The following is a 20900-nucleotide window of genomic DNA, read 5'->3' on the forward strand; positions in this document are numbered from 1 at the left end:
TAATACGGGGATTGGTGCACCGGTGAGTCAGATCGTCGTCAAGCGTCCGCCGCGCGCGTTACCTTCCGAGGTGCCATCGGACGAGCTGCGGCTCGAACCGCCGCCCGAGCTGCCCCGCGGGCAGCAGGAGGGCGTGCTGATGCAGCTCCTGCCGATGCTCGGCATGGGGTCGTCCGTGGTGTTCTTCTTCATGCCGGGCGCGGCGCCGTTCATGCGGATCATGGGCGCGCTGATGCTGGTCTCCACGGTGGGCATGGTGATAGCGCAGATCGTGCGCTACCGGCGTGGCACGCAGGGCCAGTTGGCGGACGTGCGCCGGGACTACCTGAAGTACCTGGCCCAGACCCGGCGCCAGATCCGGCGCACCGCGCGGGCCCAGCGTGACGCCCAGTTCTACCTGCATCCCGCGCCGGACCAGTTGTGGTCCCTGACGGTGGACGCGAGCGCGCGCCCGTCCGGTGACGCGGCGAGCCGGGTGTGGGAGCGGCGGATCAGCGACGCGGACTTCGGGCAGGTACGGGTCGGGCTCGGCGCACAGCAGCTCGCCACGCCGCTGGTGACCCCCGACACGGCGCCGGTCGACGAACTGGAGCCGCTGTCGGCCGGCGCCATGCAGCGGTTCGTGGCGGTGCACGGCGCGCTGGACGGGCTGCCGATGGCCATCTCGCTGCGCCGCTTCTACCACCTGACCGTCTCGGGGGAGCCACGTTCGGCGCACGGCCTGGCGCGGGCGCTGGTGGCCCAGTTGGTGGCGCTGCACTCGCCGGAGGACCTGCTGGTCGCGGTGGTGGCGGCGCCGGGCGCGGTGCCGCGCTGGGACTGGACGAAGTGGCTGCCGCACGCGCAGCTGCCCCAGGCGGTGGACGGGGCGGGCTCGAAGCGGCTGTTCGGCGACGACCTCGGCGAGTTGGAGGAGCTGCTCGCCGGGCGGCTCGACGGGCGGCCCCGGTTCAACCGCGACGGCCAACCCCTGCTCGACCAGCCACACCTGGTGATCGTCCTCGACGGCGGGGTGGTGCCGCCGGACTCGGTGTTCGCGGCGCCCGAGGGGCTGCAGGGCGTCACCATCGTCGAGGTGGTCTCCGGCGAGCTGGACGAGCTGCGCGGCGGCCTGTCGGTGGACGTGCGCCCGGGCCGGCTGACCCTGGACTCCGGCACCGGGGTGCGGTACGAGGGCGTGCCGGACACGCTGTCGCCGGAGGCGGCGGAGGCCCTGGCCCGCCAGCTCGCCCCGCTGCGGATGGGCGGCGGGGACGACGACGAGCCGCTGCTGGCCAACCTGGACTTCACCGACCTGCTGGGGCTCGGCGACGCGGCCGCCGTGGACGTCACGCGCACCTGGCGCCCGCGCACCCAGTCGGAGCGGCTGCGGGTGCCGATCGGCGTGGGTGAGGACGGCCAGCCGGTGATGCTCGACCTCAAGGAGGCCGCGCAGGAGGGCATGGGGCCGCACGGGCTGTGCGTCGGCGCGACCGGCTCCGGCAAGTCGGAGCTGCTGCGCACGCTGGTGCTGGGGCTCGCGGTGACGCACTCGTCGGAGACGCTCAACTTCGTCCTCGCCGACTTCAAGGGCGGCGCCACCTTCACCGGCATGTCCCGCATGCCGCACGTCTCCGCGGTGATCACCAACCTGGCGGACGACCTCACGCTGGTCGACCGGATGGGCGACTCGATCCGTGGCGAGCTCCAGCGCCGGCAGGAGTTGCTGCGTTCGGCCGGCAACTTCGCCAACATCCACGACTACGAGAAGGCGCGCACCGCCGGGGCCCCGCTGGAGCCGCTGGCCTCGCTGGTCCTGGTCATCGACGAGTTCAGCGAACTCCTCACCGCCAAGCCGGACTTCATCGACATGTTCATCCAGATCGGCCGCATCGGCCGCTCGCTCGGCGTGCACCTGCTGCTGGCGTCGCAGCGCCTGGAGGAGGGCCGGCTGCGGGGCCTGGACACCTATCTGTCGTACCGGATCGGGCTGCGTACCTTCTCGGCCGCCGAGTCCCGCACGGCCCTCGGCGTGCCGGACGCGTACCACCTGCCATCCGTCCCCGGATCCGGCTACCTGAAGTTCGGCACGGAGCAGATGACCCGCTTCAAGGCGGCGTACGTCTCCGGCGCGTACCGCACGGGCGCGCCGGCCTCCCCCGGTGGTCCGCTGCCGATCGAGCGGCGCCCCGTGGTGTTCACGGCGGCGCCGGTCCCCATCGCGTACGGCCTGCCGGACCCGCGGACCTCGGCGACCGCGCCCCACACGGGCGAGGACCCGATGGTCGACACGGTGCTCGACGTGATCGTGCGCCGCCTGGAGGGGCAGGGGCAGCCGGCGCACCAGGTGTGGCTGCCGCCGCTGGACGAGGCGCCGTCGCTCGACCAGTTGCTACCGCGGCTGTCCACCTCCCCCGAGCGGGGCCTGCACGCGCCCGAGTACACGCGCCTGGGCGGCCTCGTCGCCCCGCTCGGCCTCATCGACAAGCCCTTCGAGCAGCGCCGCGAGGTGCTGTACCGCGACTTCTCCGGCGCCGCGGGGCACATGCTGGTCGTCGGCGGCCCGCAGTCCGGCAAGTCCACGCTGCTGCGCACCCTGATCGCCTCGTTCGCGCTCACCCACACGCCGCAGGAGGTGCAGTTCTACGGGCTCGACTTCGGCGGCGGCGGCATGTCCGCCCTCGCGGACCTGCCACACGTGGGCGGCGTCGCCTCGCGCCTGGACCCGGAGCGGGTACGGCGCACGGTCGCCGAGGTCGCCGGCGTGCTCGCGCGCCGCGAGGAGTACTTCCGGGCGAACGGCATCGACGGCATCGGCTCCTACCGCCGCCAGCGCGCCGCCGGGCACCTCCCCGACCAGCCGTGGGGCGATGTCTTCCTGTTGATCGACGGCTGGGGGCCGTTCAAGCAGGAGTACGAGATGCTGGAGGGCGTCGTGACCGACATCGCGGCCCGCGGCCTCGGCTACGGCGTGCACATGGTGATCACCGCCTCGCGGTACATGGAGCTGCGGGCCAACCTCAAGGACCAGCTCCTGGGACGCCTCGAACTCCGCCTCGGCGACTCCTTGGACTCCGAGTTCGATCGCAAGGTGGCCGCCAACGTGCCGGCCGGGGTGCCAGGTCGCGGCCAGGTACCGGAGAAGCTGCACTTCATGGCGGCGCAACCGCGCGTCGACTCAGCCAGCGATCCGGACGGCCTCTCCGACGCCACCGCGAACCTGGTGCGCGCCGTCAGCACGCACTGGCCGGGCCCGCACGCCCCCGCCGTCCGCCTCCTGCCCCGCCGGCTCTCCTCCGACCGTCTGCCCAAGGGCTTCGAGTTCCCCGAGCGCGGCATCGCCATCGGCATCGACGAGACCAACCTGGAGCCGGTGTACGTCGACTTCGAGACCGACCCGTTCTTCCTCATCTTCGGCGAGAGCGAGTCGGGCAAGACGGCGCTGCTCCGCCTCATGGCGAAGCAGATCACGGAGCGGTACGGGGCGGACGAGGCGAAGATCGTCGTGGGCGACTACCGGCGCTCCCTTCTGGAGACCATCCCCTCGGAGCACCTGTTGGAGTACGCGCCGGTCGCCTCCGCGCTCCAGACGCACATGGACGCCATCAACACCGTGATGGAACGCCGCGCGCCGCGCTCCGACGTGACCCCGCAGCAGTTGCGGGACCGTAGCTGGTGGTCGGGTCCGCAGTTGTTCGTCCTGATCGACGACTACGAGCTCGTCTCCACCAGCAGCGGAAACCCCCTCGCCGTGCTCACGGAGAATCTCCCCTTCGCGCGCGACGTCGGCATCCGCTTCATCATCGCCCGCAACTCGGCCGGCGCGTCCCGTTCGTCCTTCGAGCCCTTCATGCAGCGCATCAAGGAGCTCGGCGCCCAGGGCGTCGTCCTCTCCGGCGACCGAGGCGAGGGCGAGGTCCTGGGCAACGTCCGCCCCCGGGCCCTCCCTCCTGGCCGGGGCGTGTTCGTCTCCCGGCGTCGTGGGACGCCGCTGGTGCAACTGGGCTGGTTGCCGGAGAACTGACGGGGGTGGGGGTGGGAACGGGCCCGCCCCCGCCCCCGCACTGGGTCGGTGGCGCACAGGCCCGGCACGCGCGTCGGCCCGACGGTTCGGGGAACCGTCGGGCCGACGTGTGCGTGCTGCGGGGAACCTCAGATGCGGAACTGGGCCGCGGCGGCCTTGTCCGTGGCGCGGTAGCCCTCCGTCGCGTCGTCCAGGGCGCGCGCGATCTGGTGCAGCGTGCTGGTCAGCTCGTTGACCGAGGTGTTCCACTGCGTCTGGGTCTCGTGGAAGGCGATCTGCGCGTCACCCTCCCACGTCGAGACGACGCGCTCCACGCGCCGGTGCAGCTCGTCGAGTTCGGTCTTCAGCGTGTTCGCGGTCGTACGGACGTCATTGGCGGCCGTGGTCACGGTCTCGTACGTAACGAGCAGGGACATCTTCTCTCCTTGGGTCAGTTCAGAGGAATGGTGGTCGTCAGGCCATGTCGAGAATGCGACTCTGGCCGCCGCCCTCGCCGCCCTGCATGTTCTTGAACTTCTGCAACTGGTCCAGTTCTTGCTGCGAGAACCCGTCACGGCTCATCTTCATCGCCTGCTCGATGAGGACCAGCAGCTCACGAATCTTGCGGGCATGCAGGTTGACCCCACTCTGAAGCTGGTTGTACGCCCCCGCGGCCGAACCCTTCCAGCCGCTCTCGATCCGGTCCACCACAGCATTCAGTGACCGGATCTTGTTTTCCAGCGAACTCTCCATCAGGTCCAGGTCGTTGATGAGCTGCGTGAGTTCGGCCTCGGTTACCTTCAGATTTCCGGCCATGACGTGCTTCCCTCCGTTTTTCGTACGTTGAGTCGTGCTGGTCGGTCAATACATGCTTGAGCGAGGTTGGCGCCGTCGCAGATAGAAGACAGCCCCACCAATGACCGCGATGCCGGCGCCCGTTCCCAGCACCGGCCACAGAAGGCCGGACCCTCCGTCGTCACCCCCGTCGCCACCGCTGACCGCGACCCCCTCGGCCGCGCGCTGCGCGTCTTCGGAATCCGAGCCCTTGTCGCTGCCCGGAGCCGATCCGGAAGGCGCTGCGGACGGCTGCTGCGTTGGCTTCGCCTGCTCCTTCTCCTTGGGCAGCAACGGGTTGACATCGGGATCACCCGGATCACCCTTGCCGTCAATCAGCACCTGCCCCGGCCGGATAATGCCGTACCCGATGTACTTACTGGGTACTTTCCCCTCCGGCTTACTCGCGGTCTGCATCATCACGCGGAGGACCTGGTTGTTCGTCCAGGTGGGGTGCTTGGACCAGATGAGGGCAGCGGAGGCGGAGGCTAGGGCGGTGGCGGGGCTGGTGCCGCCACTTCTGCAAAGCCCTTGGCCGCTCTTGCACCTTGCTGGAATGTCCACGCCGGGGGCTGCCAGCTTCACTTGCGGCCCGTAGGTGGAGAATTTAGCCACCTTTCCAGAGCGATCAACCGCCCCTACGCCAACCACTCCGGGAAAGCTCGATGGATATCCAGGGGCGTTACTCCTTTCAGCATCATTCCCTGTCCCCGCGAAGATCAAGAGACCTTTTCCGCGAGCATAGTCGACAGCACTCTTGAGCTGTCTCAGTGGTCGATCGAGTGAGCCTGCCGTCCCTGGCACCAAGGCTCGCGAAGTCTGCGAGAAATTAATAATGCGTGCACCATTATCAGCAGCATATCTAATGGCCTGAGCCCAGACTTCCGCAGACCCGCCGATCGACGTACCGCCGTAACCGGTCTGCAAGGACATGACCCTCGCCCCGGGGGCGATGCCTTGCACACCTCCCGAGCTGGCTGTGCCAGCGATCAACGAGGCCATCGCCGTTCCGTGACTGCGGCCACTGCCGCCGTTCGCCGGCGGATCGCCGGCAAAGTTTCTCTCATCCACTACACGCCCTCGCAATTCGGGAACCTGATCTACACCCGAATCGATAACGGCGATAGTCACTCCCTTCCCCGTACTCACTGGCCATAACTCTTCAACGCTCATCGCGTCGAGATGCCACTGGCGATCCTGAAAGTCGTCAGCAGCAGCGGGAGAGACCGTCCATATCGACCCAACTCCTAGGAGCACGAGCAGGTGGACTACGCCTCGTCGCCAATGGCTCAGTGAAGAAGGCATGCGCGCTATTCTCCTGGTGATTCAGCAGGGTGTGGCTACTCAACAACCGGGGGGACCGTGTCCCGCCCCAGAGGCCACTCGTCGCCTTGCTCGCGTCGCTCGGGCCGATGCGACTGCTGGGCCCCCTGTTGCGACGCTGGCGCAACACTTGACCCACGAACCAGTCCAGTCCCGCCAGGTGTGAAGTCAGTGCTGCGCAACGGACTCACACGCCTAGCTGCGGCTGTACCACCCGGTTCCATGGCCAACCCTTGCCCTGCCCTACCGCCGCCAGGGCCTCTCGTGCCACCCGAGCCTCCGACGGGCATACCACCGGCTGCCCCGGGAAGCGGCCCTCTGGCTGTCCCACCTCGCTCCTCACCAGCGACTACGCCCCGTGGAGAGTTCGCGGCCACCGGGGTTGATGAGCCGGGGGGCTGCGAGACAGTGTGGTCGTAACCCCGTCGGTTTCCCCCAGGGTTACCGCCCATCACAGGAGTGCCTCCCGCAGGCGGAACGCTGCCGGGCGTGGACCCTCGCGCGAAGGGAGCACGCTCCTCCCCTACGGTCAGCCCTCGCGGCAGTCGAGAGCCACCCGGCAAGCCGTGCGGGTTACGGAGGTGCCCACCCGAGATACCGGGCAAGTTGGACGGCTGCCGGCGCTTGGCCTGCAGATTAGACCGCGCTTGGCCGATTGGACCGTCGGAAGGTGTGCGAGTTGTAGGTGTGCGCCCCTCCCCAGGGGCACTCGGCTTCTGGAGTTCGGGCATAGGCATTACGCGAGCAGGCACTGTAGGCAGCGATAGCCCCGGCCGCGAAGGCTCTGCAGGCGTCGGAAGAGGCGCCGGCAAGTCGCGAGCATGAGGTGGCAGCCTCTCCACTCCATCGAGACCCACCCCTACCTTCTCTCCTGACGTGCCACCATTTTCAAGGTTAGGGAGAATGGGCAAGCCGCCGTGACTGTTCACTCCAACCGCCGAAACGGACTGGGGTTGAACACTCGTCGCACCGCGTGAATGCTGCATAGCGGGAGTCGAATCCGATTCGTACGGCGTCTCAGGGATGACAACCCCATCACCGAACTGCAACGGCTTGAACTCCGGCTCCCGCTCAGCCGCCATGTCCTCTTTGGCCGCCCGGTAGTAGGAAGAAAGCCGCTCCATCTGATGGATGGCCTGTTGGAGCTTGGTCGTGCCGTCGGCGATGTGCGCCTTGTCCGCGTCAGGGTCCCCGTGCGCCTTCTCCGCGTCAACGGGCTTTGGTACGGCCGCCTTGGCCTCGGACAACGCTTGCCCCGCGTTGACCATGTGGTTACCGACGGCGCCTGTGAACTCCCCTAATCGCATCACTTCCAAGGCGAAGTGATGCGACCACTCGCGGAAGCTCTCGGCACCTTCGCCACGCCACTCAACACGCGTTGCGTGGCTCCGCAGGTAGTTGCCGACCTCTGCGATCTTCGGGGCCGCGTCGTTGAGCGCGTTCCCCGCGTTCGCCAGCTTGGCCGGATCTGAGCCCGCCAGCATCGCGTGCAGGCTCTCAAGGGACTGACCCTCGAACTCCCCGTTCCCCATGCCCCCTCTTTCCGCTGTCCGCTACCTGAAGTCCGAGCCGGAGCCGCCCGTCTCGCCACTCCCTGCCTCCACCGGTCCTGTTCCCTGGTCGGCGGGCTGACCCTGCTTCGTCGTCGGGTACTCCTCACGCGCACGGCGCTGGATCTCATGCAGCCGTGCGGCCTGTTTCGCGTCGATGCTGTCGTAGCCGCGGTCCGCGATCTGCACCGCGATGCCGAGTGCCTCCAGTTGGTCCCCCAGGGTCTGGGAGAACTTCTCCAACCGCCCGTGCACCTTGTCGTACATGCTCGCGAGATCGTCCGCCGCGCTGAAGCCCGTTCCGTAGGCAGCGCGCGTGATGGTCTGGTCGCCGATCTTGCTCTTCGCTGCCGGAGACGACTCCAGGTCAAGGAGGATCTTGTCGATCTTTCCCTTGAAGTAGCTCAGCGTCTCGGCCTCGCGCGCGAGGTCAGCTCCACCCCGCCTGCCACCTACGTCGCGGCCACCGTTCTGGTCTTGTTCGCCCATCTCACTCCGCCTCCCCGTACGGCGCAGATGACTTCGCGTACCACTCTAACCACTCGGAGCGACGTCGCGCGCAGCGATAAGTGACCACGCCAACGATTACTGGCCGTTGAGTACGTCCCCACGTAGCGCCAGGCCGCCCCTGCTCCTGACGGGTGGTCTGAAATGCCCCCGCGAGGGCGATTAGTGGCGCCGCCCGGACGGGCTTGCCCCCGGCCGGCCGGCCCCGGGAGCCCCCCAACTCCCGGGCAACGGGGGAATGCGCGCGCGTAGACAACACGAAGGGGGCGTACACCAGTTGGCGTACGCCCCCTCAGCTCGTTCGGGCAGAGCTACCCGGGGCTCCTCAGGGGCCGAAGGCCATGATGAGCTTTTCCTTCTCCTCGTCGCCGGTCAGGCGCTCGGAGGCCATGTAGAAGCGGCCTCGCTCGTCGAAGACGCGGCGCGTGCGGTAGAAGCCGTTCTCCGCTTCCCTGGTTGCCGCGGGCAGTTGGAGCACCGTCTTCTGTGGCTTGCCGCCGCTCGGGGAAATGCTGACGATCGTGCCGGCCTTGTCGTACGTGGGCTGCTGATAGGCGATCAGGTTCTTACCGTCCATGCGCAACGGGGACATCATGCGCCCGTCGGTCTTCGACTCCCATTTCTTCTTACCGGTGTTGAGGTCGAAGGCGTGAATCTCGGTGGTGAGCCCGGAGGAACTGCTCTTACCCAACGCGGTGGGCAGGAAGAACGTGTCGTCGGAGGCCACGACGCCCTGGCAGGACCCCATATTCGAGCCGAAGATGCTCATGCCGCAGTCCGGCTGGTAGCTCTGTCCGCCGAGGTCGAGGGCGGAACGCTCCTTTCCGCCCTCCTTGACGGCGATGAGGCCACCCGACTTTCGGTCCTCGTTGACGAGATGGATGACCACCGGACTGGTGGAGTAGATCTTCGCCACCTCGTACCCCTTTCGCACGGGGTACGTCCACGCGACCTTCCCGGTCGCCGGGTCCACCTTCTGCAGTTTGGCGGTGCCGTCATTGCAGGAGTACGCGCGCAGGAGGGCCTTGCCGCCCGCCCAGCCCTTGACGGAGCACGCGGCGGTCAGTTCCTGGACCGGAAGCGGGTTGCCGTCCTTGACGCTCACCAGGGCGGAGCCGCCGAACCAGGAGAGGCCCACCGCGTCGCCGCTCTGGGCCATGCCCAGGCTGTTGTATCCCCCGCCGAACATCCCGCCCTCGGGCGCCGGCTTGTCCCAGAGCTTCTTTCCTGCCTTGAGGTCGATCAGCGCGAGCTGACTGCATTCGTTCTTCTTGCGCCCCTCGTACGCGACGACGACCTTTCCGTCGTCATTAGCGGTGGTCGGGGCCGCGCACACCGTCTTCGGCAGCGGGACGTTCCACTTTTCCGCGCCACTGTTGTCGTACGCGACGATCTTGGTCTGAACGGCCTTCACCACGTAGTCGTCCATAACCCAGAAACCGGGCACGTCCTCGCCGCTGCGCGCCACCTTGGGAGCTGGTGTCTGGAAGAGGACCTTCGCCTCGCCGTCCTGGCGGATCTCGTTCGGGTCGAGTTCCTCTTCCTCGGGGGTCGCGGATTCCTCGGGCGCCTTGCTCGGCTCCGTCGACTCCTTCTTCTCGGGCTCCGTGCTCTGCTGTGCCTTGGGCTCCTTGTCGCCGTCGTCGCCGCCCACCACGGCCCACACGCCGCCACCCGCCGCCAGTACGGCCGCCACCGTCGCGGCGACGATGATCGCCGTGCGCTTCTTACGCTGACCGCCCTGACCGCCGCCAGGGGCACCGGGCATTGCGGGCCCGCCCGGCCCTGGCGCACCGTAGGGCGGCTGGCCCGCCGGCGGGTAGCCGTACTGGGGCTGCTGGACGTACGGGTTCGGCTGCGTCGGATGCTGCGCGTACCCGCCGGCGCCGCCCCATGCCGGCGCGGGCGTCGGCGCGCCAGGCGGAGCCGGTGGGGGCGTCGGCGGGGCCTGTGGCGCGGCCGGCGGCACGTGCGGCTGCTGGGGTGCGCCAAAGCCGCCCAGCGACGGTTCCTGCGGCGCACCGAAGCCGCCGGGCGGCTGGTTTGGGGGCTGTGGCGGCTGCGACATGAGCGCCTACCTCTTCACGCGGACCCGCCGACCGATCGGCCTCCTCCCGCAATTCGGATGATCTTTCCCCCGAAAAGGAGCGAACCGGTCGCGGAGCCCGCCATGCAATGACTGATCGAGCGGGGGTTCTTTCTACCATTACCGGCCAAGAATGCCTTGATGAGGTAGCGGGTCATGGATGTTGGTGATAGCGAGCCGCTTGATCATCAGGTCCGCTATTCACTTCCGCGGCGGGCTCGCGCCATCCGCTCGACGGGGCGCGGAGCACGGAGCGCGGGGCGGTTACGGGAGCACGGAGCCGGCCCGACGCACGCGCCCTCGCGCACGGGGCACGGGGCACGGGGCACGGGGCACGGGGCACGGGGCACGGGGCACGGGGCAGTGTCGACGAGACGGGGCGTACGGGGCGAGGGTGCCGTTGCCGGGGGTCAGCCTGTCGCGCGGCGTTCGGCGCGGCGGCGCCGGTCGCGGAGGATGACCGCCGTGCCGGCGATGACCGCGACGGTCACGGCCGTGGCGCCGAGCGCGTACGTGGCCAGTCGCTCGCGCCGCTCCTGTGCCGTCTCGCCGAGCGTGAGCCGCGCCGGCTCCGGGGCGCTCTGCCGGCCTGGAGCCCTGTCCGGCGCGGGCGTCGAGATCGGGCTGACCCTGCCGCCGAGGGCTCGTACCGGATCGACGACGCCCCAACCGACGTTGTTGTCCCGGCCGTTGATCGACCGGTTCGCGGTCTGCTTGATCCAGGCGACGACCTCGTGCTCCTTCCAGTTCGGGTATTTGGCGCGCAGTAACGCGGCGACGCCGGCCACGTACGGCGCGGAGAAGCTGGTGCCGTTGTCAACGCACTGACCATTTCCGGGAACGGTCGAGACGATGTCCACGCCCGGTGCCGCGACCCCGACGAAGTCGCCGCGCTGGGAGAAAGGGGCGCGTTCGTTGTTGCGGTCGGAAGACGCCACGGCCAACACGCCCGTGTAGGCCGCCGGATAGGTTTCCTTCACCTTGTTGTCGAGACCGTCGTTACCCGCCGACGCCACAACGACGATGTCCCTTTGCCGCGCCCTTTCCACCGCCATCGCCAGATCGGAATGGTGCGAGAGTGGCTTGGCCGTGTCCTGCGAGATGTTGATAACCCGGGCCCCCTCGGCAATGGCGTGCTCGATGGCCACCACCATGGTCTTCGTCGTGCCCGTGCCCTTCTCGTCGTTCTGCCGGATCGGAATGATGGTCGATTCCGGCGCCAGACCGACGAAGCCCGTGCCCCGCCGCGGGCTGGCGGCGATGATGCCCGCGACCTTCGTGCCGTGTCCCACGGCGTCGGCTGTCGGGTCCTTGCGCTTTCCCTTGCTCACCAGGTCGAGGCCGCTCCCGTCGTCCACCGCGGGCGCCAACTGCGGATTCGCGTCGTCCACCCCGGTGTCGATGACCGCGACCTTCACGCCCTCGCCCTTGGTTTCCTGCCACAGCTCGTCGAGTACGACGCGCTGAAGCGCCCACGGACGAGCGGCGAACTGCTTCTTCATCGGGTACGTGCACTCGCCCCCGCCGTTCGGGGTGAGGCCGATATCCCGCACGGGGGCAGCGGACTCGCGGCCGGTCACCGACTGGGCCCGGCCCTCTGGTGCGGGTTCCCCCACGTCGGCCGTCACCCCGTTGGCGGGAGAAGCCGCCCCGAGGCTCGTCAGCAGCGCGGCGGCCGACAGCGCCACCGACCGGGTTGCCTGGTGCGTCGTCCACATCGTCGTTCGTCCCTCTCCCGTGTTCCCGTTCCTACGCCCCGGAGCGCGGCGCCCCGTGCCCCGTCGCCGCGCGGACGCCCCCCGGCGCCCGCCCCCGCCGCCGCTCCGCCCCGTGCCCCGTGCCCCGTGCCCCGTGCCCCGTGCCCCGTGCCCCGTGCCCCGTGCCCCCAGGCAGGATCACCGCTCCGTGCTCCGTGCTCCGTGCTCCGTGCTCCGTGCTCCGTGCTCCGTGCTCCGTGCTCCGTGCTCCGTGCTCCGTGCTCCGTGCTCCCGGGCAGGATCGCCGCCCCGTACGCCGTGGTTACGCTCCCTGCGGCTGTCGGGCCGCGGTGGTGTCCAGACGGGGGCCCTTGGCCAGGAAGGACGACCACTCGATGGGCACGCGGGCCGGCTTGACGTCTCGGTATCCGAGGCGGATGCGCGCCTGGTCGACCTCGCGCTGGGCCTGCTCGTCCGCCTTCTTCGGCTTGCCGTCCGTGCCGATCACGCTCTCCTCGGAGCTGCTGTCGTTGTTCGTCTGCACCGCGTAGCGCAGCCCGGTGTCGGTCACCAGGAAGAGCGAGCCGGAGGTGGACTGGTGACCGCGGATCTCGCGGTAGAGCAGCCCGGTGCCCGGCGTGACGTAGGTGGTGCTGCCGCCCTCCGCGATCGTCGCGGGAAACCCCTTGCCAGCCCAGGTACTCAGCTTCGTGGTGCCGTTGGCCCTCACGTCGCGCAGGACGCTGCACACCGTGTCGCGGGCTGACTCGCCTCCGAGCGAGTTGACCTGCGCCGCCTTCGCCTGTGGCCACGCGCGGTCACCGTAGAAGGAGTCTTCGGCGCCCTCGGGCGTAAACGCCTGGGCGTCGACGTCCCTGGCCTGTCCGGCCTGATTCAGACGGTCCGTTTCGGGCGAGCTGAGGAGCAGTTCGGCGGTGAAGTCCGAGACAGGGAGCACCTTGCCGGGGAGCACGACGTAGTGCTGGGGCCCGGTGCCGGTCTTCGCCCTGAGCACCATGCCCACGCGCCCCTCCTCCTCGCTGAGCCCGTCGATGCCCGCGTCGGCGGCGACGGTGCCCGGAAGGTGCGGGAACGTGATCGGGGTGCCGTCGCGCAGCGTTTTCAGCCAGTCGTCGGTGACGCTCTGCGGATGGGCGGACCTGTTGCCGACCAGGGTGCGCAGCAACAGCTTGTCGTACGCGGAGGTGTAGTCCTTCGAGCGTTGGCGCCAGTCGGAGCCCCCGATCAGGTACTTGGAGCCCTTGCCGTCCACGAGGTAGCGCGCCCCGTTCTGGGCCCGTACGTACATCACCTGACCGTCGCGCAGCCGCTCCGTACCCTCCACCTTCGACGTCTCGCGATCGGCCAGGACGAACGTCGCCTTCTGCACCGTGCTGCCGCGACCGCCTGGCTGCTCGCACACCGCCCAGCGCTTGGCCTTGCCCGCGTCGCCCGCGTCGGGCAGCCGGTCGGGGGCGTAGGGGATGCCGATGGTGGGGCCGTGCGGGATCTTCCCGTTGTCCAGCACCTTCTCGTCGACCTTGATGACCTTGCCCTTGTCGGGATTGAGCAGGAGCTTGGCCGAGGCGAGGTTGAGGACGGGGTGGAGTTGCGCCTTGCCGTTGGTCTCCAGGACCACGTACCGGGTGGTGGAGTCGCTGCCGATGATGACGTTCGTCTTCGGCTCGTCCCAGCCCTTGGGGGCCTTGGGTTTGAACATGCCCCACGCGCCGAATCCGGCCAGGATCAGGGCGCCGACGATGGCCCCGGGCAGTACGGCGCGCAGCGCGCGGGGCGCCCCCTCCTCGGTGCCAGCAGGCGTGGGCTGCAGGAAGGCAGCGACCACCCGTTTCCTGGCGAAGGTGTACGCGTTGAGCTCGTCCCGCCGTGATGCCATGGCCTCAGTTCCTCCCCCAGGCTGAAACGGTGCTGGCCGTGCGGCACCCGCGTTCGGGCGCCGCTGTCAGACCGGCCCCCTACTATGCCGGTAAGCGTTCGGTGCGTGACGCTCGGGTCACTCCGCGCAAGATTGGGGGTCCCGGGCTTGGGCGCGCGGGCGCTACGGTCTACGGTCAGTGTGCGCACGACAGCGGGGTGTGTGGGGCGCGGGGTGGCAGAGCGACCGGGGCGGCAGTCTGCGGTGGCGCGGCGCGAGGGGGCGTACGGACATGACACGCATGGTCTGTGGGTGCTTACGGGCGCTCCGGTCATCCCGACAACGCGCCGATGCCGCGGGCGATGTGACGGGGCGCCGCCGTGCGACGTGCCCCGAGCGGGACGGGGGCCACGGACGGGGCGGGGGCCGGGGGCGTGACCTCGGTCGGACGCCGGGCCGGGGCCGGGATCGGGGTCGAGGGCGGAGCTGGGGGCGATGACGGGAACAGCGGTCGCGGGTGGGGCGACGGGAGCCGGTAGGACCACCGTGGGAACGCCGGGCCAGGGGCGTGGTGTGCCGGCGGGGCCCGGCGCGGCGACGACGGCCGTGCCGCGCAAGGCGGCGCGGGCGGGTGGGTTCAGCGCCTTCCCGTTGCGCCAACTCGTGCTCGTGGAGATCGCCGCCGCCGTGCTGCTCGTGGCCTGGGTCGTCGACACGCTGCTGGTGGTGCCCGCCGCGGCCGTCGCCACCGTGCTGGTGCTGGTCGCCGTGGTGCGCCGGCGCCGGCGCTCGTTGCCGGAGTGGCTGGCGACCGCGCGGGGCCTGCGTCAGCGCACGCGCCGGGCCGCTTCGGTACGCGTTCCGGCCGGCACCGACCCGGGGCTCGCGCCGGTCCTGGAGTGCGAGCCGGCGCTGCGCACGTACTCCTTCGCCGGCCGTTCACGGCGCGACGTGGGCATGATCGGGGACGGCACGTTCCTGACGGCCGTGTTGCGCGTGGAGGCCGCTGACCACGGCCTGCGGCCGGCGGGTGGCGAACGTTCGCTGCCTCTTGAGCTGTTGCGTGAGGCCATGGACGTGGACGGCGTACGGCTGGAGTCGACCCAGGTCGTGCAGCACACCCAACCAGCGCCCGCGCCCCATCTGCCACAGCAGACGGCGGCCATGCGTAACTACGGCCCGCTGCAGGCCCAGTCGGGCGCGCCCGCGCTGCGCGTGACCTGGGTCGCGCTGAAGCTCGATCCGGAGCTGTGCCCGGAGGCGGTCGCCGCCAGGGGCGGCGGGTTGGGCGGGGCGCAGCGGAGCCTGTTGCGCGCGGCCGACCAGTTGGCCAGCCGACTGATAGGCGCCGGCTTCCGGGCGGACGTGCTCTCCGAGGCGGAGCTGATCGCGGCCGTGGCCGCCGCCGCGTGCGCCAACCCGATCGCCGCCGCGTCCGGCGGCTCGTCGGGCGGGCCGGCGCGGCGCACCGTGGAGACCTCCCGTACCTGGCGCTGTGACGACCGTCGACACACCACATACTGGGTCGGCCGGTGGCCCCAGTTGGGCACCAGCGCGACGCCGTTGGCTCGCCTGGTGTCGCTACTGACGGCCGTGCCGGTGCTGGCGACGACGTTCAGCCTGACCCTCGCGCGCGGCGGCAGCCAGGAGGTCGCCCTCAGTGGACACGTACGGATCACGGGGCGCAGCGACGATGAACTAGTCAGCGCGCGGCGCGAGTTGGAGCGTACGGCGCGCGAGGCCAAGGCCGGCCTGGTCCGGCTGGACCGTGAGCAGGTGCCCGGCGTACTGGCCACCCTGCCGCTTGGGGGGACCCGCTGATGACCACACCTCCATCCACGCCCGGGGCCTCTGGCTACCCGCCGGACGCGGCCGGTCCGTACCCCGGGGCGCCCATGGCAGGGGGCGCGGCCCCGAACACCTTCGGCGCCCCCGGCGCTTCGGGGGGCGCGGGGGCGCCCGGGTCCGCGCGTACGCCGGGAGGCGCTGGCGGCCCGGCACCAACTGGCAACGGGGGTGCGGTGGGCGGCGCCGGCGTGGTCGCTGGGCAGGGACGGCCGGCACCGGCCACGCCCGGCCCTGCGTCCGGGGCGCCGTTCGCTCACCCCGGCGCGGGCCCCCACACGGCACCCGCCCCGGCACCCGCCGGGCCCGGCACGCTGGCCCTGGGCCAGCTCGCGCCCGCCGCCTCGCCGCCGGCGTCCACCCCGCCGGGGCCCGTGCCAGCGGGGGGCGGCACGCCTGGTGACGGGGCAACGGCCGGGGGGCGGCGCGGCGTTCGGGCCAGGTTCGGCTTCGGACTGATCGGCCCGCGCCGCGACCGTCACGTGCTGCGGGCCAGTCAACTGTCAGCGTTATCCCTGCCGATCGGCGATGACGGCGTGGTGATCGGGGCCGACCAGCAGCAGCGTCCCGTCACGCTCGGGCTCAGTCGCCCGGCCCCGTATGACGTCGTGCTCGTCGGCGGGTTGTGGACCGCGCAGGCCCTGGCGCTGCGGGCGGCGGGTACGGGTCTGCGGGTGGCCGTGGAGACCGGGCGCGCCCAGTCCTGGGGTCCGCTCGTGCAGGCCGCTGGCGGCGGCCACCCCTGCATGGTGACGCACGAGGTGGGTCGGGTGGCACCGCAGGGGCCGTCGGTGCGCGGCCCCGTGTTGGTCGTACGCGACTGCGGGATGCGCCCGCCACGGGGGCGGGTCACCTCGACGCCCTGGCAGTCGGTCCTGACGTTGCTGCCCTACGTCAGCCCGGTGGCCCCGCGCCTGCTCGAACATGCCGATCTGGTGGGTATCCAGCGGGTTTCGCCTGACGAGGCCAGCGCGGTGGGCCAAGTGCTGGCGCTGCCCCAGGCGGATGTGAACGCGCTGTCGTCGCTGCCCGACGAGGTAACTCTGTGGTGTACACGGCGTTCACGGCAGTACGTCACGATACGGGCGACGGATATCGAAACGGCGCTCCTGGGCGCACCGCGCCGCGTGGACTGACGCCCCCGGGTGGTCGGTTCGCGCGCCGGGTGAGGCTGACGGGGCGCAGATGTGCCGGGTGCTCCGAGACGCCGGGCCTGGAGCGCACGGGGCGCGGGGGCCGCGATCGCCGGGCGGACACCGCCGGTTCCCCTCGCGTGGACCGGGGCCAGGGGGCGGGCCTGCCGTTGTTGCGCTCATGGTGATTAGTCTTGGTGTGGAGTGCGGAGAACCTGATTGCGGTGGCTCCGCGTCCCCATGGGGGAAAGCCGAGCGGTCGTGCGACGGGAACGGTCGGCCCGCCGGAAAATTCGAGGGTGCTCGACCACACCAGCAGGAGGCATTGTGAACAGCGATCGGGACGAGATCCGCACGGGCGGAACCAACCCGGGCGAGGATCAGTCCGACGCGGACGCCGAGCACACGGGCGAGTTCACTATCGACTACACCCCGCCTGCCTGGTATACGCAGAACGCTGCCTCCTCTTCGCCTTCCTCTTCGTCGTCGCCTTCCTCGGCGTTCGCCTCGTCCACACCGCCGCCCCCGCCGTCGAGTTCGGCTTCTGCCTCACCGTGGCCGCCCATGCCGTCGGTGCCCGCGACGCCTCCACCATCCGGCGGTCACGACGCGGCCTCCGGCTCCACCGCTCCCCCGCCGCCGACCGGGAGCCCCGTAGCGGTGCCGGGGCTGCCCGCGCCGGACGCGTACCAGTCCTCCTGGGCGCCGCCTGCGGTGACACCGAAGGTCGACGTGTCGACACCACCGGCGGCGGACGAGTCGGGCGCAACCGGCGCGCCGGAGGCCGGAACGAGGTCGGAATCCGCTTCCACTTCGAATTCCGGTTCGGTTTCCGCTTCGTCTTCGGGCGCGGTCCTCGACAAGGAGGGCTCCGACGCGGGCGGCGGCGCGGCGCGCGATGCCGTAGGCGCGGGCGTGGATGCGGAGGCGGACGCGACCGCGGGTGGCGACGGAGCGGGTACCGACGCCGCGAAGCCGGCCGACACGGACGCCGCGCCCGCAGGCGCCGCCGAGTCGTCAACCGACGCCCGCGGCGGTGCGCGGGACGATGCGGACGGCGCGGCCGAGGCCGTGGCGGACCGCGAGCCGAGCACGGGTGGGGGCCCCGCCGCGACTGAGCCCGGTCAGAGCCCCTCCACCGTGCGCTTCTCCACCGCCTCGCTCCAGCGCGACATGGAGGAGATCGCGGCACGCGGAAACGCCGATCGGGCGGACGGGTCCGTGGGTGAGGTACCGAGTTCGTCCGGCGGACAGGAGTCGTCCGCCAGCGCGCGGCCCGAAGCGTCCTCCAGCGCCGGGTCGGTGACCGGCGCCGCCGGCCCTGGCACCATGCGGTTCTCCACCGCGGCGATGCGGCGCGAGGCGGCGGAGCGCGGAGCGGGCGGCAACGAGGCCGCCTCGCCCGACGCCACCGGGGCGGATGCCGCGCGCGAGGCCGGCGCCGGGGCGCCGTCCGACGCCGCGTCGCCGGGCGCCCCTGCACCCGCCACACCGCCGTACGCTCCCGACGCCCAGCCCGCGACGGCCTGGCCGCCGGCTGCCCCGCAGACCGGCCTGCCGCCGCTGCCGCCGAACTTCGAGCGGGCCACACCGCCGCCCGCCGGACAGTCCGGCCCCGCGGCACACGGCGCCGCCGGCCCCGCCGCGTCGCCGCCGCTGGGTACACAGTGGGGCGCGGACCAGTCCGCCGCACCGCACGCGGGCGGTGCTCCCGGGCAGGCGTCGGCCGCTTCGGACAACGCCGCCGCATCGGGCGCGGCGCCCGCCGCCGCGCCGGCGCCGCAGCAGAGCGGGCCGTGGGCGCCGCCCACGCCGCACGCACAGCCCCAGCCCGGCCTCGCGCCGCCGCCCGGACAGCAGCACCAGGCGCCCAACGCGGCGCCACAGCAGGGCGGTTACGGCTACCCGCAGCAGGGTGGCCCCGGCGCGGCAGCGCCGTTCCCCGGCGCACAGCCGTCCGACGCACAGTCCGTCGCCGATCACGCCGCCGCCCAGCACGCACCGTCCGCGCAGCACACGCCAGGCGGCCCCGGCCATGACCCGAGGAACGGCGCGCCCGGCCAGGTGGCCGGCCCCGGTCCGCAGGCCGGCGGCGCGCCCGCGCAGGCGGCAGCCCACGGGCAGCCCGGCCCCGCCGCCCCGTCCGGCTACGGCTACCCGCTGGCCGCCCCGACTTCGGCCCCAGGCCCGGCGGGCAGCGCTGAGCAGCAGCAGGCGGCCCCGGCCACCGCTCACCCGGGCGCGGCGCCGGGCGGCTACGGCTTCCCGCAGTCCGGGGCGCCGAACGCGGCCCCCGCAGCCGGCGGCCAGGGCGCCGTGCCGCCGGGCGGGTACGGGTTCCCACAGCCCACCGCGCCCACCCCCGAGCAGGGGCAGTCCGGCCAGCAGGCGCAGCACGGCGCGGCCGGCCCGTACGCGGGGCAACAGGCGGCGCCCGCGCAGGGGCACGGGGCCGCAGCACAGCCGCACGGGGCCGGTCCCGTTGACCCGCGCTCCGGGGAGTGGCCGACCGCGCCGGCCGACCAACGCGCGCGCACGGGGCACGGGGCCGGCGCCCCGCTCGGCTACACCGCGGCCGTCGAACTGTCCTCCGACCGCCTGCTGCGCGCCAAGCAGAAGCCCAAGAAGCAGGGCGGGGCGGCGTCGCGGTTCAAGTTGGGTGGCAAGAAGGAGGAGGCGGAGCGGCAGCGCAAGCTGGAGCTGATCCGTACGCCGGTGCTGTCCTGCTACCGGATCGCGGTCATCAGCCTCAAGGGCGGCGTCGGCAAGACCACGACGACGACGGCGCTCGGCGCGACGCTCTCCACGGAGCGGCAGGACAAGGTCATCGCCATCGACGCCAACCCGGACGCCGGTACGCTCGGCCGCCGCGTCCGGCGCGAGACCGGGGCGACCATCCGCGACCTGGTCACGGCGATCCCGTACCTCAACAGCTACATGGATATCCGGCGGTTCACCTCACAGGCCCCGTCGGGCCTGGAGATCCTCGCCAACGACGTGGACCCGGCCGTCTCGACGACCTTCAACGACGAGGACTACCGCCGCGTCATCGACGTGCTCGGCAAGCAGTACCCGATCATCCTCACCGACTCCGGCACCGGCCTGCTCTACAGCGCCATGCGCGGCGTCCTCGACCTCGCGCACCAGCTCATCATCATCTCCACGCCGTCGGTCGACGGCGCGAGCAGCGCGAGCACCACGCTCGACTGGCTCTCCGCGCACGGTTACGCCGATCTGGTGTCGCGCAGCATCACCGTCATCTCCGGCGTCCGCGAGACCGGAAAGATGATCAAGGTCGAGGACATCGTGTCGCACTTCGAGACCCGCTGCCGCGGCGTGGTCGTGGTGCCGTTCGACGAGCACCTGGCGGCGGGCGCCGAGGTCGATCTGACGATGATGCGGCCCAAGACCCGTGAGGCGTACTTCAACCTCTCCGCGCTGGTCGCCGAGGACTTCACCCGGGCCCAGCAGGAGCAGGGCCTGTGGACGACGGACGGCAGCGCCGCCCAGCCCCCGCACGTGGCCCCGCCGATGCCGGGCCAGCAGGGCGCTCCTCCCGCCACGGGGTACCCGGCGCAGCAGCAGCCCCCCGGCTACGGGCAGCAGCCCGGCGACCCGTACGGCCAGCCGCAACCGGGCCCCGGCGGGGCGGCGTACCCGCAGCACCAGGGCTTCCCGCGGCAACCGGGCCCGCAGCCGGGGCAGAGCTGGCAGCAGCAGCCTCCGGCGCCCCAGCCCGACCCTCAGGGGCAGGCGGGCCAGTACGGGGCGCAGCAGGCCGCCCAGCCGGCCCCGCAGGGGCAGCAGCCCGGGCAGGCCCCGTACGGGTACGGCTACCCCCTGCCCGGCCAACCCGGCGCGCACCAGCAAGCGGGCCAGGACAACCAGCAAGGCGCCGGCCAGGGCGGCTGGCCGCAGCCGCCGGCGCCGCAGCAGTAGGCAGCGGGACATACGACAGCGGGGCCCGCACCGTCGCCCGGACACCCTCTGGTGTCCGAGCGCCACGGTGCGGGCCCCGTCGTTCGCGACCCCGCTCGTGCGCGGACAGTGCCATAGCGCCCCGGGCG

General features: G+C 71.4%; 11 protein-coding genes. 4 read left to right on the top strand and 7 right to left on the bottom strand.

The window, feature by feature from the left end; translation table 11 throughout:
* The first annotated feature begins 22 nt into the window (after positions 1-22).
* A complete protein-coding gene (gene eccCa, locus OYE22_RS07375) occupies positions 23-4003 on the top strand; it encodes a type VII secretion protein EccCa (protein WP_277319657.1) in 3981 nt (1326 codons plus the stop codon).
* 128 nt (positions 4004-4131) lie between these two features.
* Here eccCa and OYE22_RS07380 read toward each other — a convergent pair whose 3' ends face one another.
* From OYE22_RS07380 to eccB, 7 genes are all read right to left on the bottom strand, one after another.
* Positions 4132-4419, bottom strand: a complete 288-nt coding sequence (locus tag OYE22_RS07380; protein WP_176164434.1) for a WXG100 family type VII secretion target — start codon at positions 4417-4419, stop codon at positions 4132-4134.
* 37 nt (positions 4420-4456) lie between these two features.
* Positions 4457-4798, bottom strand: coding sequence for a WXG100 family type VII secretion target (locus tag OYE22_RS07385; RefSeq protein WP_277319658.1), 342 nt, complete (start codon positions 4796-4798; stop codon positions 4457-4459).
* Between the two features lie 45 nt (positions 4799-4843).
* On the bottom strand, positions 4844-6121 hold the full coding sequence (locus tag OYE22_RS07390) for a S8 family serine peptidase (RefSeq protein WP_277319659.1): 1278 nt from the start codon (positions 6119-6121) through the stop codon (positions 4844-4846).
* Positions 6122-7692: 1571 nt separating this feature from the next.
* Complete coding sequence (locus tag OYE22_RS07395) at positions 7693-8178, bottom strand: hypothetical protein (protein ID WP_277319660.1); 486 nt, start codon at positions 8176-8178, stop codon at positions 7693-7695.
* 343 nt (positions 8179-8521) lie between these two features.
* Positions 8522-9964: a PQQ-binding-like beta-propeller repeat protein gene (locus OYE22_RS07400; RefSeq protein WP_277319662.1), complete on the bottom strand. Its 1443-nt coding sequence runs from the start codon at positions 9962-9964 to the stop codon at positions 8522-8524.
* A 728-nt stretch (positions 9965-10692) separates the two neighbouring features.
* Entirely contained in the window at positions 10693-12000 is a 1308-nt protein-coding gene (gene mycP, locus OYE22_RS07405) for a type VII secretion-associated serine protease mycosin (protein WP_277319663.1), read from the bottom strand.
* Positions 12001-12301: 301 nt separating this feature from the next.
* Positions 12302-13876, bottom strand: a complete 1575-nt coding sequence (eccB, locus tag OYE22_RS07410) for a type VII secretion protein EccB (protein WP_277319664.1) — start codon at positions 13874-13876, stop codon at positions 12302-12304.
* Between the two features lie 585 nt (positions 13877-14461).
* Between eccB and eccE the strand changes: the two genes are divergently transcribed.
* The 3 genes from eccE (at position 14462) to OYE22_RS07425 (ending at position 20772) form a co-directional block, all read left to right on the top strand.
* Positions 14462-15676, top strand: a complete 1215-nt coding sequence (gene eccE / locus OYE22_RS07415; RefSeq protein WP_277324032.1) for a type VII secretion protein EccE — start codon at positions 14462-14464, stop codon at positions 15674-15676.
* Between the two features lie 398 nt (positions 15677-16074).
* A complete protein-coding gene (locus OYE22_RS07420; protein ID WP_277319665.1) occupies positions 16075-16836 on the top strand; it encodes a hypothetical protein in 762 nt (253 codons plus the stop codon).
* 324 nt (positions 16837-17160) lie between these two features.
* On the top strand, positions 17161-20772 hold the full coding sequence (locus OYE22_RS07425; protein ID WP_277319667.1) for an SCO5717 family growth-regulating ATPase: 3612 nt from the start codon (positions 17161-17163) through the stop codon (positions 20770-20772).
* Positions 20773-20900 lie beyond the last annotated feature (128 nt).

Source organism: Streptomyces sp. 71268 (genome assembly GCF_029392895.1).
Classification (GTDB): domain Bacteria; phylum Actinomycetota; class Actinomycetes; order Streptomycetales; family Streptomycetaceae; genus Streptomyces.

Excerpts from the sequence above, each read along its gene's own strand:
- OYE22_RS07380 (WP_176164434.1), bottom strand. The coding sequence starts at position 4,419 with ATGTCCCTGCTCGTTACGTACGAGACCGTGACCACGGCCGCCAATGAC.
- OYE22_RS07385 (WP_277319658.1), bottom strand. The coding sequence starts at position 4,798 with ATGGCCGGAAATCTGAAGGTAACCGAGGCCGAACTCACGCAGCTCATC.
- OYE22_RS07390 (WP_277319659.1), bottom strand. The coding sequence starts at position 6,121 with ATGCCTTCTTCACTGAGCCATTGGCGACGAGGCGTAGTCCACCTGCTC.
- OYE22_RS07395 (WP_277319660.1), bottom strand. The coding sequence starts at position 8,178 with ATGGGCGAACAAGACCAGAACGGTGGCCGCGACGTAGGTGGCAGGCGG.
- OYE22_RS07400 (WP_277319662.1), bottom strand. The coding sequence starts at position 9,964 with ATGCCCGGTGCCCCTGGCGGCGGTCAGGGCGGTCAGCGTAAGAAGCGC.
- mycP (WP_277319663.1), bottom strand. The coding sequence starts at position 12,000 with ATGTGGACGACGCACCAGGCAACCCGGTCGGTGGCGCTGTCGGCCGCC.
- eccB (WP_277319664.1), bottom strand. The coding sequence starts at position 13,876 with ATGGCATCACGGCGGGACGAGCTCAACGCGTACACCTTCGCCAGGAAA.